Here is a 15,122-nt window from a genome sequence, read left to right on the forward strand (position 1 = left end):
GTGGCGTCCGCCGTGAAGGGCGGTGTCACGGGGCAGCGGGACATGGGCATGGCGCGACTCCTCGGGTGCGGGTACGTGGGCTTTCCTGCGCCGGCAGCCGGTGGCTTGTCTCCCTGACGCGGGCCCGCCCCTCCCAGGGCAGGAGAGTGCGGGCAGGCTCGCGCGATGCGCTTCCAACTGCCGTAAGTGGCTGACGCGTTACCGAATGTAGAGAGAGTGCAGTCACAGTGTCCATCGCTTCAGAGGCAATTACCCCCTTCGAGCGTGGACGGGCTCTCCCCCATACGGGCAGACTGACGCCATGCCAACCAGAACCACCCCTACGGAACGGCAGAAGCGCCTCGGTGCCGAACTGCGCAAGATGCGGCTGGCGGCGGGTGCCACCACGGAGTACGCGGCGGGCCTTCTGGGCATCGACAGGACACGGTTGTCCAATATGGAGTCGGGTATCCGGCCCTTCTCACCCGAACGCGTCCTTACGCTGGCCTGCAACTACACCTGTGGGGACGAGAGTTACGTCGAAGCCCTTGTGGGCATGGCCGCCTGGAAAGAGCGTGGGTGGTGGGAACGCCACCGCGGAACGCTCCCGTCCGGGCTTCTGGACATCGCCGAGTTGGAGTGGCATGCCGTCCGCGTACGAACCGCTCAGGTCATGCACGTTCCGGGACTCCTCCAGACCGAGGCATACGCCCGTGCCGTCTTCGCTGCCGTGCTGCCGCCACTGAGCCGTCTGGAGATCGAGCTGCGTGTCGCGCACCGCATGGAGCGCAAGCTGGTCTTCGAGCGGCCGGAGCCGCTGCCGTACGTGGCGTACGTCCACGAAGCCGCCCTGCGCATGCCGTACGGCGGCACTCAAGCGACCCGGGAACAACTCGAGCATCTGGCCGGCCAGTCCGAGCGGGAGAACGTCGAGGTCCGGGTGATCCCCACATCCAAGGGCGACTTCCCCGGCGCGGGGCATGCCCTGCTCTACGCGGACGGGGCTGTCCCACAACTCGACACCGTGCAGTTGGACTCCGCGCACGGACCGGAATTCACCCATGCCGAGGCGCAGCTGACGAAGTACCGTGCGCATCTGGACTGGTTGGATGACGCAGCGATGCGTCCGGAAGCATCACGGGACGTCATCCACAAGATCGCCCGTGACCTGTAGGAGACGTCGTGACCGACCCCATCACCTGGGAAGAACCCTTCTGCGGTGAAGGCAACAACTGCTTCCGCCTCGGCACCGACCCCCAAGGCAACGCCTACATCGCCATAGCCGGTGCCGAGGACGCCTACCTCACCGACTCCCGCGAAGCGCTCCGCACGATGATCCTCGACATCAAGGCGGGCAAAGCGGACCACCTGCTCTGACCCGGAAACGAGCCTGGACTACAACTACTTCCGCCACTACGACCCCGAAACCGCCCGCTACCTCACCCCCGGCCCCCTGGGCCTGGCACCGGCGCCCAACCCCACGACCTACGTCCACAACCCGCAGACATGGGGCGATCCTCTGGGGTTGGCACCGTGAGCGTTTTCAGCGTTGACGCTCCAGGGTGAGGACGGCAGCGGCGATGATCGTCATGCGGTTGGGGCTGCAGCGGGCTCTGCGGAAGACGCGCCAGGACTTCAGTCTCGCGACGCTTCGTTCGACCGGTGCTCGTGCCGCTGACAGGGCCCGATTGATCGTCCGCTGGGGCGCGGTGAGGTCCTGGTGGGGAAGGCGTCTGATTGGGGTGGTCACCCAGGAGCCGGCTCCGATGTAGGCGTGGTCGGCGAGGACGGGCACGCCCTGGCGTTCGCAGATCCGGATGATGCGGTGGGTGCGGGCCGCGGTCAGGTCATGGGTGCGGCCGGGCAGTGCGGGCGAGATCCACAGCAGCTTGCCCGTAGGGTCGGCGACGACCTGCACGTTCACGCCGTGGCGGCGGTGCTTTTGGGAGAAGTCGGCCCGGCTGTCACCGACCCGGTCGCACTCGGCGAGAGTTCCGTCGAGCAGGACGTGATCGGGATCCGTCTCCCGCAGGACCCGCAGCAGCCCGGGCGCCCGGCGGGACAGATGGCCGACGACGGCGGTGACGTAGGCGTGGGCAGTGCCGACGGATATGCCGAAACCGGCGGCGATCTGCGCGAGCGTGTCGTGCCGGCGAAGGTAGACCAGGCCGACGAGAGCACCCTGGTGAGGCGGGAGCTTGCAGCGGCGGTCACCCTCGCGGGTGACGATGAGCATGGTTACCCACTCGACCAGGGCGGGCGGGAGGTCGTGTGCGGCAGGATAGGGAACCAACGAGGCTCCTGGGCTGATGAGTTGAGACGTCGAACACCTCCCTCAACGGCACAGGAGCCTCGTGCGTTGTGGAAGGCCACCCCGTCACCCGACCGGTGGCCACTCTGAAAACGCTCCGTGATGCCTCAACGTGTTGAGCAAGGAGGGCAAGGATGTCAACGAGAACTTCATCTCCGGATCCGCCGAAGCGCAGCGCCTCGTAGACACACTACGCAGGGACTCTGCGGAATCCCTATGCGACGATAGCGGCATGCTCACCCCACAACACTTAGGGAATCACGCACCGTAATCCCGGGAGAAGATATCGGAAATCCGGCAGTACGCGAATTCATGACAGCTGACGAAAGCAGTTGCGCCGATTAGGGGAAGTAACAACCCGAACACACCAGTCGCCTTACTGCAATGAAGAAACTGGCAAGGTGTTTCAATATGACTACAGAGTCATCATGAACAAAAGGCAATAAAATGCGCGTTAAGTTCCTTACTCGAAAAATTGAAGGTCAGCCATCGATTCATGGAATCGATGCATTAAGGGAAGGGAAGGAGTACGTTGTCCTAGAAGTCTTCGCACCCCACGAGAGGAGCACCCTTTTCCGAATCGAACCAATCGCCGGGGAGTCTCCCGCCCTCTTCGACAATCGAGTCTTCACAGTAACCTCTTCTGCGCTACCACCCAGTTGGCGATACTTTCAATTTGACACGGGCTCATTCGCACTCCGCCCTGACATATGGAGTCAGGCGGGGTTTTGGGATTCCTATTACGATCGTGATCCCGAGGCTTTGCAGAAATATGAAGCGGAGAAACGAAGCATCCTTGCCCATTCATAGGTAGATGATGGAGCACACTCGAACCATTCCGCGTCGGTTGTCCACACCGAGTCCGCCGCAAAGAATCAATCGCTGTGAGGAGTGACCCGATGGACGAGATCACGTGGGAAGAGCCCTTCTGTGGTGAGGGAGCGAGCTGCTTCCGCCTCGGCACCGACCCCCAAGGCAACGCCTACATCGCCATAACCGGTGCCGAGGACGCCTACCTCACCGACTCCCGCGAAGCGCTCCGCGCGATGATCCTCGACATCAAGGCGGGGAAGGCCGACCACCTGCTCTGACCAGGCCCCCTGCTGAGGGCCGGCCCGCACCGGGCCGGCCCTAGAAGAACTCCGACCACGGCTGGTCCCAGATCTGCTTCACGCACAGGACCAGGAACAGCAGGCCCGCGATGGCCAGCATCGCGTTGCTCAGGTGGCCGTTGCGCCACTCGGACGGGGTGCGGGAGGAGTTGAGGAGCCACATCAGGGTGCCGGCCAGGAAGGGGAGGAAGGCGGCGCCCAGGACGCCGTAGAGGATGATCAGGCGGAACGGCTGGCCCTGGAAGAGCAGGACGATCGGGGGGAAGGTCAGCCAGAGGAGGTAGGCGCGGAAGGGCCAGGACTTCTCGCGGGCGCCCGAGGCGACCTCCTCGCCGCTCACCGCGTCACGCTTGCGGTAGCGCTCCACGAAGTCCGCGAACATCAGGCTCACGCCGTGCCAGACGCCGATCAGGGAGGTGAAGGACGTGGCGAAGAACCCGATGAGGAAGAACTTGGCGGTGGCCGTGCCGTACTTGTCCTCCAGGATGTCGCTGAGCTGGATCAGGCCCTTGTCGCCGCTCGCGATGGCCACGTTCGCCGAGTGCAGCAGCTCCGCGCCGACGAAGAGCATCGAGATGACGAAGATGCCCGTCGTGGCGTAGGCGACCCGGTTGTCCAGCCGCATCACCTTCATCCAGCCGGTGTTGGTCCAGCCCTTCGCGTTGACCCAGTAGCCGTACGCGGCGAGCGTGATCGTGCCGCCGACGCCGCCGACCAGGCCGAGGGTGTTGAGGACCGAGTCCTTCTCGTCGGGCAGGACCGGCAGCAGGCCCGCGAAGGCGTGGCCCAGGTTCGGGGTGACCCTGATCGCCAGGTACACGGTCACCACGAACATGACGCCCACCAGGACCGTCATGACCTTCTCGAAGACCGCGTACTTGTTGAACCAGACGAAGACCAGGCCGACCAGACCGCAGGCGATGGCCCACCACTTGAGGTCCATGACGTCCGGGAACAGGGCCTGGAGCGGGAGCGCGCTCGACGACATCGCCGCCGCCCCGTAGACGAAGCCCCAGATCACGACGTAGACGACGAAGAACCAGGTGGTCCAGCGGCCCAGGCTCGCCCAGCCGTCGAAGAGGGTGCGGCCGGTGGACAGGTGCCAGCGGCCCGCCGCCTCGGCGAGGGAGATCTTGACCAGGCAGCCGAGGACGGCGGCCCACAGGAGGGTGTAGCCGAAGTTGCTGCCCGCGATGAGGGTCGCCACCAGGTCGCCGGCGCCGACGCCGGTCGCGGCGACGACGATGCCCGGGCCGATGTACTTCCAACTGGACTTGCGGGGTGCCGAGCTGCCGGTCCCTGTCGCTGTGTTGCCCGTGGTGTCCGCCATGCCGATCAAGAAAGCGCAAAGCGGACGAGGGCACAAGGGGGCGTGCGGTGAAGGAAGGCACCGGCGGGTGTCGGGGTCGGGGGGTGGGGGCGAATCCGAGGGCGTCCTCCCGGGGTGAAACCGCGTACACTGCGCGGTCGTTCACCGGCCACGCACCGGCCGGTTCACGCCACCGCGTCCCTACTCACTCTTGACCTGCTCATGCCATGAGCAGACGATGAGCGGCACACCCGCACCAGCACCGTCGCTGATCCACCCCCCGCTCCACTCCCCGCTTCCGGAGATCCCGGAATCCCTGGAGAACCTAGGAGACTTCATGCGACTTCGCACACGAGGCTCGGGCGCCCGCAGCGGCAGACGGCGCGCCGCCGTCGCCGCCGTCGCCACCCTCGCGGCACTCGCCCTCACGGGCTCGCTCTCCGCGAACGCCGACAGCGCCCAGAAGGCGGCACCGGCGGCCGACGACATCCGCCAGTACGAGGTCCACATGCACTCGGACTCCGCGTCACGCACCGCGCTGCAGCGGTCCGGCGTGACGGTGGACGACGCCGACGACCACTCGGTGTTCATCTCCGGGCGCGCGGACCAGGTCAAGAAGCTGAAACAACTCGGTTACGACGTCTCGCCCCTCGGCGCGGTGCCGGACCGGTCGAACGGCGAGGACGACGTCCGGCTCCTCGACTTCCCCTCGGCCGACTCCCGCTACCACAACTACGCCGAGATGAACGCCGAGATCACCACGCGGCTGTCGGCCTACCCGAACATCATGAGCAGGCGCGTGATCGGGAAGTCCTACCAGGGCCGGGACATCGTCGCCATCAAGATCAGCGACAACGTGGCGACCGACGAGGCCGAGCCCGAAGTGCTGTTCACGCACCACCAGCACGCGCGCGAGCACCTCACCGTCGAGATGGCGCTCTACCTGATCCGCGAACTGGGAGCGGGCTACGGCTCCGACTCCCGGGTCACGAGCATGGTGAACAACCGTGAGATCTGGATCGTGCCCGACCTCAACCCGGACGGCGGCGAGTACGACATCGCGACCGGCTCGTACCGTTCGTGGCGCAAGAACCGGCAGCCCAACAGCGGTTCCTCGTACGTCGGTACGGACATGAACCGCAACTGGGCCTACCGGTGGGGCTGCTGCGGCGGCTCCTCCGGGTCGCCGTCCTCGGACACCTACCGGGGCACCGCTCCCGAGTCGGCGCCGGAGGTCAAGGTCGTCGCCGACTTCGTGCGCAGCCGGGTCGTCGGCGGCAAGCAGCAGATCGCGGCCGGCATCGACTTCCACACGTACAGCGAACTCGTGCTGTGGCCCTTCGGGTACACCACCGCGGACACGGCCACGGGCATGACGGCCGACGACCGGAACGCCTTCGCCGCCGTCGGGCAGAAGATGGGCGCGAGCAACGGGTACACCGCGGAACAGTCGAGCGACCTGTACATCACGGACGGGTCGATCGACGACTACCTGTGGGGTACGCACAAGATCTTCGGCTACACGTTCGAGATGTACCCGTCGTCCAGCTCGGGGGGCGGCTTCTACCCGCCCGACGAGGTCATCGAGCGGGAGACCTCGCGCAACCGGGACGCGGTGCTGCAACTGCTGGAGAACGCGGACTGCATGTACCGGTCCATCGGGAAGCAGGCCCAGTACTGCGGTTGAGGCGGGCCCAGTACCGCGGTTACCGCGGTCAGGCGCGCGTGAGCCGTCGCCGGGCGTACACCCGCCCGGCGACGGCTCCGCCGTTCAGCTCTCCACCTCGGTGTCCGCCTTCTTGGTGTCCGTGTTCTTGGTGTCCGCTTTCTTGGTGTCCGGTTCCTCGGTGTCCGCTTCCGCCTCGGTGGCCTCGTCGCCGTCCTCGAAATAGGCGTCGAGGACCGCGTCCAGCTGCTCGTCCCACTCCGCGAAGCGGCTCCTGGACGTGGCCTCGATCTCGATCGGGTACCAGCGGCGGTCAGGCGTGTGCACCGTGATGGTGAACCGCTTGCCGAAGCGGGGGGACTCCGTCTCGACCGCGCCGATCTCGTCCCAGCGGAACTCGCACGCCTGGTCGTCCAGGGCGAGCCGGACGCCCCGGTGATCGGCGACGATCTTCGCGCGACGGTCGGACGCCTCGAACACGGGCCCGTCGGGCACCTCGTCGGAGTCGTCCGCGTCGGAGGCGTCGGAGGCGTCCGCGTCGGAGCCGTCCGGGGCGGAGGCGCCCGAGGCGCCCGGCGCCTTCGCCGCGGCCTCCTGCGCACCGGCCTCGTCCGAGTCGGTCTCCTCCGGCTCCCGCTGCTTGGCGTCCGCCGGTCCGCCGGACACGGGTGCGGTGAGCCCGGGGATGAAAGCCGGGTCGAATCCGGCGCCTTCCAGGGGCTGGCTGCTCGAACCTATGCGCTGCTCCACAGCGGGCAGTATGGTCGACGATCCTGTGTCGGACACAGCCAACCCCTACTTCGTTATCAGACGCCTACATACGGCTGCACGAACAACAGCCGCGCATACGGCTGTACGGACAGGCTGAGCGGGGAAATGAGGGAGCGTCAGCCGAGTACGGCGAGCGCGTCGATCTCGATGAGGAGCCCGGCAGGGAGGCCGACGTAGACCGTCGTGCGGGCGGCCGGGGGCGCGGTGAGGGCCTGCTCCTCGAAGTACGCGTCGTAGAGGGCGTTCATCTCGGCGAAGTGGTCCACGTCCGTGAGGTAGACGCGGATCATCATCACGTCGTCCCAGCTCGCGCCGCCCTCCTCCAAAATCGCCTTGACGTTGGCGAGGGTCTGGAGGGTCTGCGCGCGCAGGGTCGGGCCGGCGGGTGCGGGCGGCCGGCCCTCCTCGGCGGGGAGGAAACCGACCTGACCGGCGACCTGGAGGATGTTGCCCTTCTTCACGCCGTGCGAGAACTTCGCGGGCGGGGTGGTGTGGGTCTTCGGGGTGAGCGCGGTCTTCTCTGTCATGAGGTGGCTTCCTTGACGGGGGTCCTGCCGGAGTACTCGCCGCTGACGGCGTCCGCGGTGCGGCGCACCAGCGGGAGCAGGGTGAGGAGTTCGTCGGCGGTGACCACGACGTTGGGCGCGGAGACCGACATCGCGGCGACCACCCGTCCGTCGGCGCCGCGGACGGGGGCCGCGACGCAGTTGATGGACTCCTCGTGGCCGCCGAGGTCCGTGGCCCAGCCCTGCTCGCGCACCGTGTCCAGCTCGCGCAGGAACGCGGCGGCGTTCGGTGTCGAACGGGCCGTGTACAGGGGGTAGTCGAGCTTCTCCGCGAGGGCGCGGCGCTCGGTGTCCGGGAGGTCGGCGAGCAGCAGCTTCGCCACGGCCGCGACGGTGATGGCGACCGGCTTGCCGATCCGCGAGTACATGCGCACCGGGTACCGGCTCTCCACCTTGTCGATGTAGAGGACCTCGTTCTCCTCGTGGACGGCGAGATGGACGGTGTGCCCGCACTGCTCGTTGAGGCGTACCAGGTGGGGGTGGGCGATCTCGCGGATGTCGAGGTTCTCCATCGCCTCCTGGGCGAGGGCGATGAGGCGGGCGCCCAGGCGGTAGCGCTGGTCGGACTGGCGGTAGACCATGCCGTGTTCGTGCAGGGTGCGCAGCAGGCGCAGTGCGGTGGACTTGTGCACGCCGAGGCGGTCGGCGACCTGGCCCAGGTCGGCGGGGCCCTCGGCGAGCAGCGGCAGGATGCTCAGCGCGCGGTCGACGGTCTGGCTCATGGCGTACGTACCTCCTCCTCGGCCCGCTGTTCGGTCTGTGTCCAGCCGGGGCCGAGTCGAAGTCTCCCCCACGCGTCGTCGTCCAGGGCGACCAGGCGGTCGGCGTGGTGGCGGGCCGGGGGCGGGGCGAGGTCGCCGGGGGCGGTGAGGGCGGCGGCGGCCATGAGGTGACCGTGGCGGACGCGGTCCCGCACGGGCAGGCCGCGCAGGGTGCCGGAGAGGAAACCGGCGGCGAAGGCGTCGCCGGCGCCGACGGGTGCGACCACGTCGACGTGGAGGGCCGGGACGAAGGTGGCGGGCTGTCCGGCACGCGGGGTGGGAGCCGGGCCACGCGCCGGCGGGGTGCCGTCTTGCGCCGGGGCGGGAGCCGTCCCGGCGGCCCGGCTTCCCGGCGTCCGGCGGCCGGCCGGGGTGCCGCCCGCGGGCGTGACGCGGACGCGTGGCCGCGGGGAGCCGTCCGTCCGCTCGCCGTCACCCCCGTGTCCGAACACCGTCGCCCCGCGGGCCCCCTCCTTCACGACCAGCAGCCCCGGCTCCGGCAGCGCCTGCCGGACGGCCCGCGGCCCGCCCGTGATCCCCCACGCCTGTGCCGCCTCGTCCGCCCCGACGAACACGATGTCGGCCCCGCGTGCCAGCTCCAGCAGGATCCGCGGTCCGTCGGTGTCCCGCCACAGGCCGGCGCGGTGGTTGACGTCGAAGGAGACCAGCGGGCGGCCGGGTCCGGGGGCCGTCAGCTCGCGGAGCAGGCCGAGGCAGTCCTCGGACAGGGCCGCCGTGATGCCGCAGACGTGCAGGATGCGGGCCGCCCTGGCCGCCGCGAGGTCCACGGTGTGCACCGACATCGCGGAGGCCGCCGATCCCGCCCGGTAGTACGCCACCTCGTGGGCGTCGGTGGAGCGGTCCCCCGCCGTGCGGAAGTAGACGCCGGTGGGACGCGCCGGGTCCCTCCGTACGGCGGACACGTCGACGCCGTACGACCCGATCGTCCCGACCAGGTGGTCGCCGAACCCGTCGGCGCCGACCCGGCTGATCCATCGCACCGCGTGGCCGGCGGCGGCCAGCGCGCACGCCACGTTCGACTCCGCGCCGCCGATGGACCGGTCGAAGGAGGGAACATCGGCGAGACGGCCCGGCCGGGTGGGCAGGAACGTGACCATGGACTCGCCGAGCGCGACGACGTCCACGACGCCGGGGGCGGTGCGGGGCCCGGTGGTGGTCACGATGGTGGCAGCTCCTCGGCCGGGTGGGGGCTGGCGGCGGCTCCGTTGACCCCGCGTCGGCCGAGATGTTAGACAGCGGTAAGCGATGTACGCAATGCTCGTTGCGTGGAATGCAACCATTCTGACCAGGAGGCTTCATGGCCACCGAAGCGCTCGCCCGCCTGGCGGAGGAACGCGTCGATCACCGCTTCAAGGGCCTCCCCCCGGACGCGGACGGGCTGACCGTCGGCGAGCTGGCCGCCCAGCGCCGCGGCCTCTTCACCGACGGCTTCACCACTCCGGTGCTCTCCCTCTCCGCCGAGCGCCTGGACCACAACCTGCGGCTCATGGAGACGTACGCGGCCCGGCACGGCCTCGCCTTCGCCCCGCACGGCAAGACCACCATGGCCCCGCAGCTCTTCCGGCGCCAGATCGAGCACGGGGCGTGGGGCATCACCCTCGCCGTACCGCACCAGGTGCGGGTGGCCCGGGCCTTCGGCGTCCAGCGGATCTTCCTCGCGAACGAGCTGGTCGACCCGGCGGCACTCCGCTGGATCTCCGGCCGGCTCGACGCCGACGACGACTTCCGGGTGATCTGTTACGTCGACTCCGTGCGCGGAGTCGGGCTGATGGACGCGGCCCTGCGCGGCGCCCGCCGCCCCCTGGACGTGGTGGTCGAGCTCGCCGCCGGGGAAGGCGCCCGCACCGGCGTCCGTACGGACGCGGAGGGCGCGGCGGTCGCCGACGCGGTGGCGGCGGCCCGGACCCTGCGGCTCGTCGGCGTGGCCGGTTACGAGGGCGAGGTCCCGCGGGCGGACCCCGAGCGGGTGCGGGCCTGGCTGCGGCGGCTGGTCGCCCTGGCGGCCGGGTTCGACACGGCCGGACGGTTCTCCGCGGCGGACGAGATCGTCGTCAGCGCCGGCGGCAGCGCCTGGTTCGACGCGGTCGCCGACGTCTTCGCCGGGATCCCCGAACTGTCCCGCCCGGTCCTGAAGCTGCTGCGCTCGGGCGCCTACGTCTCGCACGACGACGGCCACTACCGCGAGCTGACCCCCTTCACCCGGGTCCCCGAGGAGGGCGCCCTGGAGCCGGCGTTCCGGCTGTGGACGCAGGTGGTGTCCCGGCCGTCCGCCGAGCAGGCGTTCGTGAACGCGGGCAAGCGGGACGCGGCGTACGACCTCGGCCTGCCCGTCGCGCAGGCCGTCCGCCGGGACGGCGCCGAGCGCCCGGCCACCGGCATCGAGGTGACCGCCCTGTCCGACCAGCACGCCTGGGTGCGTACCGCGCCGGAGGCGGACCTGGAGGTCGGCGACTGGCTGGGCCTCGGTCTCTCCCACCCGTGCACGTCCTTCGACAAGTGGCAGCTGATCCCGCTCACCGAGGCGGACGGCACGGTCGTCGACTACATCCGTACGTTCTTCTAGAGACCCGCCCTTCCAGAGACCGCCAGGAGGCCCTTCGTGGAGGAGCTCGTCATCCGGGACGCGGACGTCGTGGACGGCTCCGGCGGCCCCTCGTACCGCGCCGACGTGGTCGTGGACGGCGGCCGGATCGTGGGAATCGTCCAGGAGGCCGCGGCGGCCGGCTGCCAGCGGCCCAGGGCCCGCCGCGAGCTGGACGCCGGGGGGCTGGTCCTGTCCCCCGGCTTCATCGACATGCACGCCCACAGCGACCTCGCGCTGCTGCGCGACCCCGGCCACAGCGCCAAGGCCGCGCAGGGCGTCACCCTGGAGGTCCTCGGCCAGGACGGGCTGTCGTACGCGCCGGTCGACGACCGCACGCTCGCCGAGGTCCGCCGCGCGATCACCGGCTGGAACGGCGACGGCGACGACGTCGACTTCGACTGGCGGTCGGTGGGCGAGTACCTCGACCGGCTCGATCAGGGGATCGCGGTGAACGCGGCCTATCTCGTCCCGCAGGGCACGGTCCGCGCGCTCGTCGTCGGCTGGGAGGACCGCGAGGCGACGCCGAAGGAGCTGGACCGGATGCGGCGGCTGGTCGCCGAGGGCATGGAGCAGGGTGCCGTCGGGATGTCGTCGGGCCTGACCTACACCCCCGGCATGTACGCCAGGGGCGCCGAACTGACCGAGCTGTGCCGGGTGGTGGCGTCGTACGGCGGCTACTACTGCCCGCACCACCGCTCCTACGGGGCCGGGGCCCTGGAGGCGTACGAGGAGATGGTGGCCCTCACCCGGGAGGCCGGCTGCGCGCTGCATCTGGCGCACGCCACCATGAACTTCGGCGTGAACAAGGGCCGCGCGCCCGAGCTGCTGGCCCTCCTCGACGACGCGCTGGCCGCCGGAGCCGACATCAGCCTCGACACCTATCCCTACACTCCCGGCTCCACCACTCTCGCGGCGCTGCTGCCGAGCTGGGCGAGCGAGGGCGGTCCGGCGGAGATCCTCAGGCGGCTGGCGGACGAGGAGACGGCGGAGCGCGTTCGGCACGATCTGGAGGTCGTCGGCGCGGACGGCTGCCACGGCGTGCCTGTGGAGTGGGACACGATCGAGATCTCCGGGGTGACGGATCCGGGACTCGCGGACCACGTCGGCCGTACCGTCCAGGACGTGGCCGGCCTGCGCGGCGAGGCCCCGTGGACGACCGCCCGCCGGCTCCTCCTCGACGACCGGCTCGGCTCGACGGTCCTCCAGCACGTCGGCCACGAGGAGAACGTACGGGCGATCATGCGGCACCGGGTGCACACCGGCGGCTCGGACGGCATCCTCCAGGGCGGCAAGCCGCACCCGCGCGCCTACGGCACCTTCCCGCACTACCTCGGCCGGTACGTTCGGGAGCTGGGCGTGCTGTCCCAGGAGGAGTGCGTCGCCCACCTCACCGCACGCCCGGCCGCCCGGCTGCGGCTCCCGGACCGGGGGCTGGTCCGCGAGGGCCACCGGGCGGACCTCGTGCTGTTCGACCCGGCCACGGTCGCGGCCGGATCGACCTTCGAGCACCCGCGGGCGCTCCCGAGGGGCATCCCGTACGTCCTGATCGACGGCCGCTTCGTGATCGAGGACGGCCGCCGGACGGACGTACGGGCGGGGCGGGCGGTACGCAGGACCACCCCGTAGGCGGTTACGGCCCTACACTCCATGGGCCCTACGGGTCTACGGGTCTACGGGTCTACGGGTCTACGGGTCTACGGGTCTACGGGTCTACGGGTCTACGGGTCTACGGCTTCGGCAGGGTGCAGCCGCTCCTGCCGAGGTCCAGCTTGTTGTCGAGGCCGAAGCAGGCCGGGATCTGGTGGATCTGCTGGGCGTAGTTGATGCCCCGGCGGACGGTGACGGTGCCGTTGGCGTCGACCTCGCAGGGGTTGTTGTCGGTGCAGCGCCCGCCGTCCTCGTTGCCGGTGTTGTTGACGGCGACGACCTTGCCGGTGGTGTTGTCGATGACGGGTGAGCCCGAGGTGCCGCCGATGGTCTGGCAGGCGGAGGTGTAGCGGACCGAGTCCTTCCAGGCCCACGCGCCTTCCTTCAGGCGGTAGGCGAAGCCGTCGACGTTGCAGGAGTAGGTGCGCTTCCAGTAGCCGGAGACGACCGTGATGGCGGTACCGGCGGCCGGGCGGGTGTCGTCCAGGGTCAGCGCGGCGATGCCGTACGCGCTTCTGATCTGCGCGTACGTGGTGGTGAGCTGGTACAGCGCGACGTCCGTGTCGGTCATCGTCGCGTAGGCGATCTTGCTGGCCCGCAGGGTGCCGAGTCGGGTGCCGGCGGAGTTGAGCAGGCCGAAGGTGCGGGTGGACGCGCGCTCGACGACGACCTCCCCGGCGGCCGGGAACCCGGTCTCCAGACAGTGCCCGTTCGACATCACCATCGCCGGGTCGTTCTCCTCCGATCCGGGGAAGCGGACGACCGAGCCGGAGCAGTTGCTGAGCGAGACGGTGCCGGCGAAGGTGACGGCCTGGACCGCGGGAGCGGCGCCGTCCTCGGCCGGCGCGGGTGCCGCGACGGCCGGTGCCGCACCGGCCCCGGCGATCACCAGGGCGAAGAGCGCGGCGACGAGAGGCTTTCTCATGTGGGGGGTCCCCTCTGCACGACGAGGGTGGCCGAAGATCGTCCGGCCACCCACTGACTTGTCATGCGCATTGTGATTGCAGGGAAATGCGGGGGCAAGGCGTCGTTTTCGGCCGGGGACGGGCCGGAGAACAGGCCTGCGGGACCGCCGGTGGCGGTATCCACCCAAACCGCCGCGTCTCGCGTGGCGGAAAACACCACCCACGGAGCGTTACCGGGCCGTAAGCTCCCTGACATGCAGGTGATCCAGTCGACCAAGCTCGCCAACGTCTGTTACGAGATCCGGGGCCCGGTTCTCGAGGAGGCGATGCGCCTGGAAGCGGCAGGCCACCGCATCCTCAAGCTGAACACCGGGAATCCGGCCGCGTTCGGCTTCGAGTGCCCGCCGGAGATCCTGGAGGACATCCTCCGCAACGTCTCGTCGGCGCACGGCTACGGCGACGCGAAGGGCCTGCTGGCCGCGCGCCGGGCGGTGGTCATGCACAACCAGACCCTGGGCATCGAGACGGACGTCGAGCACGTCTTCATCGGCAACGGCGTCTCCGAGCTGATCGTGATGGCGATGCAGGGGCTGCTGGACGACGGGGACGAGGTCCTCGTACCGGCGCCGGACTACCCGCTGTGGACCGCGGCCGTCTCCCTCTCCGGCGGCACCGCCGTGCACTACCGCTGCGACGAGCAGTCCGACTGGATGCCCGACCTCGCGGACGTGGAGCGGAAGGTCACCGACCGCACCAAGGCACTCGTCATCATCAACCCGAACAACCCGACGGGGGCGGTGTACGACGAGGCGATGCTGCGGGGGCTGACCGACATCGCCCGCCGGCACAACCTGCTGATCTGCTCGGACGAGATCTACGACAAGATCCTGTACGACGAGGCCACGCACACCCCGACCGCCAAGGTCGCCCCGGACCTGCTCACCCTCACCTTCAACGGCATGTCCAAGGCGTACCGGGTCGCCGGTTACCGGGTCGGCTGGATGGCGATCTCCGGGCCGCGCGCCCACGCCGACTCCTACATCGAGGGTCTGACGATCCTGGCGAACATGCGCCTGTGCGCGAACATGCCGGGGCAGCACGGGGTCGTCGCCGCGCTCAGCGGCCGCCAGACCATCAACGACCTGGTCCTGCCGGGCGGGCGGCTGCGGGAGCAGCGGGACGTGGCGTACGAGCTGCTGACCCAGATCCCCGGGGTGAGCTGCGTGAAGCCGAAGGGGGCGCTGTATCTCTTCCCGCGCCTCGACCCTCAGGTCTTCAAGATCAAGGACGACCGGCGGATGGTCCTGGACCTGCTCCGCCAGGAGAAGATCATGGTCGTCCAGGGCACCGGCTTCAACTGGCCGGAGCCGGACCACTTCCGGGTGGTGACCCTGCCCTCGGTGGGCGATCTGCGGTCCGCGATCACCCGGATAGGGAACTTCCTGGACGGCTACAGCCAGCCGTAGGGGGATTTCAACTTTAGACGGAAT

Annotated in this window: 14 protein-coding genes and 1 pseudogene; 8 read left to right on the plus strand and 7 right to left on the minus strand. The window is 69.5% G+C overall.

Annotated features, from left to right (window positions below):
* The first annotated feature begins 301 nt into the window (after positions 1–301).
* From ACWD0J_RS22400 to ACWD0J_RS22410, 3 genes and pseudogenes are all read left to right on the plus strand, one after another.
* A complete protein-coding gene (locus ACWD0J_RS22400; protein ID WP_451497567.1) occupies positions 302–1,153 on the plus strand; it encodes a helix-turn-helix domain-containing protein in 852 nt (283 codons plus the stop codon).
* 8 nt (positions 1,154–1,161) lie between these two features.
* The gene (locus ACWD0J_RS22405) at positions 1,162–1,356 is read left to right on the plus strand and encodes a hypothetical protein (protein ID WP_286064374.1); all 195 of its coding nucleotides are present in this window, start codon (positions 1,162–1,164) and stop codon (positions 1,354–1,356) included.
* Positions 1,355–1,513 (plus strand): annotated as a pseudogene (locus ACWD0J_RS22410) (RHS repeat-associated core domain-containing protein); the annotation flags it as partial. The gene ACWD0J_RS22405 and the pseudogene ACWD0J_RS22410, both read left to right, overlap by 2 nt.
* A 9-nt stretch (positions 1,514–1,522) precedes the next feature.
* Here ACWD0J_RS22410 and ACWD0J_RS22415 read toward each other — a convergent pair.
* Entirely contained in the window at positions 1,523–2,272 is a 750-nt protein-coding gene (locus tag ACWD0J_RS22415; RefSeq protein ID WP_451497568.1) for a transposase family protein, read from the minus strand.
* A gap of 917 nt (positions 2,273–3,189) precedes the next feature.
* Between ACWD0J_RS22415 and ACWD0J_RS22420 the strand changes: the two genes are divergently transcribed.
* The gene (locus ACWD0J_RS22420; RefSeq protein ID WP_451497569.1) at positions 3,190–3,381 is read left to right on the plus strand and encodes a hypothetical protein; all 192 of its coding nucleotides are present in this window, start codon (positions 3,190–3,192) and stop codon (positions 3,379–3,381) included.
* 40 nt (positions 3,382–3,421) lie between these two features.
* Here the strand turns inward: ACWD0J_RS22420 and ACWD0J_RS22425 are convergent, their stop codons facing one another.
* Positions 3,422–4,732, minus strand: coding sequence for an Nramp family divalent metal transporter (locus tag ACWD0J_RS22425; protein ID WP_451497570.1), 1,311 nt, complete (start codon positions 4,730–4,732; stop codon positions 3,422–3,424).
* Positions 4,733–5,048: 316 nt separating this feature from the next.
* Between ACWD0J_RS22425 and ACWD0J_RS22430 the strand changes: the two genes are divergently transcribed.
* Positions 5,049–6,398 (plus strand): M14 family metallopeptidase, encoded by a 1,350-nt coding sequence (locus tag ACWD0J_RS22430; RefSeq protein ID WP_451497571.1) that lies wholly within the window; start codon positions 5,049–5,051, stop codon positions 6,396–6,398.
* Between the two features lie 84 nt (positions 6,399–6,482).
* Here the strand turns inward: ACWD0J_RS22430 and ACWD0J_RS22435 are convergent, their stop codons facing one another.
* The 4 genes from ACWD0J_RS22435 to ACWD0J_RS22450 form a co-directional block, all read right to left on the minus strand.
* Positions 6,483–7,127, minus strand: coding sequence for a hypothetical protein (locus ACWD0J_RS22435; protein ID WP_451497572.1), 645 nt, complete (start codon positions 7,125–7,127; stop codon positions 6,483–6,485).
* 137 nt (positions 7,128–7,264) lie between these two features.
* Positions 7,265–7,675, minus strand: coding sequence for a RidA family protein (locus tag ACWD0J_RS22440; RefSeq protein WP_451497573.1), 411 nt, complete (start codon positions 7,673–7,675; stop codon positions 7,265–7,267).
* Positions 7,672–8,436 (minus strand): IclR family transcriptional regulator, encoded by a 765-nt coding sequence (locus ACWD0J_RS22445; RefSeq protein ID WP_451497574.1) that lies wholly within the window; start codon positions 8,434–8,436, stop codon positions 7,672–7,674. The genes ACWD0J_RS22440 and ACWD0J_RS22445 overlap by 4 nt, the downstream gene beginning before the upstream one ends.
* Complete coding sequence (locus ACWD0J_RS22450) at positions 8,433–9,656, minus strand: PfkB family carbohydrate kinase (RefSeq protein ID WP_451497575.1); 1,224 nt, start codon at positions 9,654–9,656, stop codon at positions 8,433–8,435. Before ACWD0J_RS22450 ends, ACWD0J_RS22445 begins: the two co-directional genes overlap by 4 nt.
* Before the next feature lie 137 nt (positions 9,657–9,793).
* Here ACWD0J_RS22450 and ACWD0J_RS22455 point away from each other — a divergent pair, with 137 nt between their 5' ends.
* Together ACWD0J_RS22455 and ACWD0J_RS22460 are read left to right on the plus strand one after the other, a co-directional pair.
* Positions 9,794–11,059 carry an amino acid deaminase gene (locus tag ACWD0J_RS22455; RefSeq protein WP_451497576.1) on the plus strand — a complete coding sequence of 422 codons (1,266 nt, stop codon included), beginning with the start codon at positions 9,794–9,796 and terminating at the stop codon, positions 11,057–11,059.
* A gap of 36 nt (positions 11,060–11,095) precedes the next feature.
* On the plus strand, positions 11,096–12,706 hold the full coding sequence (locus ACWD0J_RS22460; protein ID WP_451497577.1) for an N-acyl-D-amino-acid deacylase family protein: 1,611 nt from the start codon (positions 11,096–11,098) through the stop codon (positions 12,704–12,706).
* 100 nt (positions 12,707–12,806) lie between these two features.
* Here ACWD0J_RS22460 and ACWD0J_RS22465 read toward each other — a convergent pair whose 3' ends face one another.
* Positions 12,807–13,652, minus strand: coding sequence for a S1 family peptidase (locus ACWD0J_RS22465; RefSeq protein ID WP_451497578.1), 846 nt, complete (start codon positions 13,650–13,652; stop codon positions 12,807–12,809).
* A gap of 234 nt (positions 13,653–13,886) precedes the next feature.
* Between ACWD0J_RS22465 and ACWD0J_RS22470 the strand changes: the two genes are divergently transcribed.
* Positions 13,887–15,098 carry a pyridoxal phosphate-dependent aminotransferase gene (locus ACWD0J_RS22470; RefSeq protein WP_451497579.1) on the plus strand — a complete coding sequence of 404 codons (1,212 nt, stop codon included), beginning with the start codon at positions 13,887–13,889 and terminating at the stop codon, positions 15,096–15,098.
* The last annotated feature ends 24 nt before the right edge of the window (positions 15,099–15,122 follow it).

The organism is Streptomyces sp. NPDC003011 (assembly GCF_053591515.1).

What these genes read in the sequence shown, in the direction of transcription:
- ACWD0J_RS22400 (WP_451497567.1), top strand. Translation starts at nt 302, where the DNA reads ATGCCAACCAGAACCACCCCTACGGAACGGCAGAAGCGCCTCGGTGCC.
- ACWD0J_RS22420 (WP_451497569.1), top strand. Translation starts at nt 3,190, where the DNA reads ATGGACGAGATCACGTGGGAAGAGCCCTTCTGTGGTGAGGGAGCGAGC.
- ACWD0J_RS22425 (WP_451497570.1), bottom strand. Translation starts at nt 4,732, where the DNA reads ATGGCGGACACCACGGGCAACACAGCGACAGGGACCGGCAGCTCGGCA.
- ACWD0J_RS22430 (WP_451497571.1), top strand. Translation starts at nt 5,049, where the DNA reads ATGCGACTTCGCACACGAGGCTCGGGCGCCCGCAGCGGCAGACGGCGC.
- ACWD0J_RS22440 (WP_451497573.1), bottom strand. Translation starts at nt 7,675, where the DNA reads ATGACAGAGAAGACCGCGCTCACCCCGAAGACCCACACCACCCCGCCC.
- ACWD0J_RS22445 (WP_451497574.1), bottom strand. Translation starts at nt 8,436, where the DNA reads ATGAGCCAGACCGTCGACCGCGCGCTGAGCATCCTGCCGCTGCTCGCC.
- ACWD0J_RS22455 (WP_451497576.1), top strand. Translation starts at nt 9,794, where the DNA reads ATGGCCACCGAAGCGCTCGCCCGCCTGGCGGAGGAACGCGTCGATCAC.
- ACWD0J_RS22465 (WP_451497578.1), bottom strand. Translation starts at nt 13,652, where the DNA reads ATGAGAAAGCCTCTCGTCGCCGCGCTCTTCGCCCTGGTGATCGCCGGG.
- ACWD0J_RS22470 (WP_451497579.1), top strand. Translation starts at nt 13,887, where the DNA reads ATGCAGGTGATCCAGTCGACCAAGCTCGCCAACGTCTGTTACGAGATC.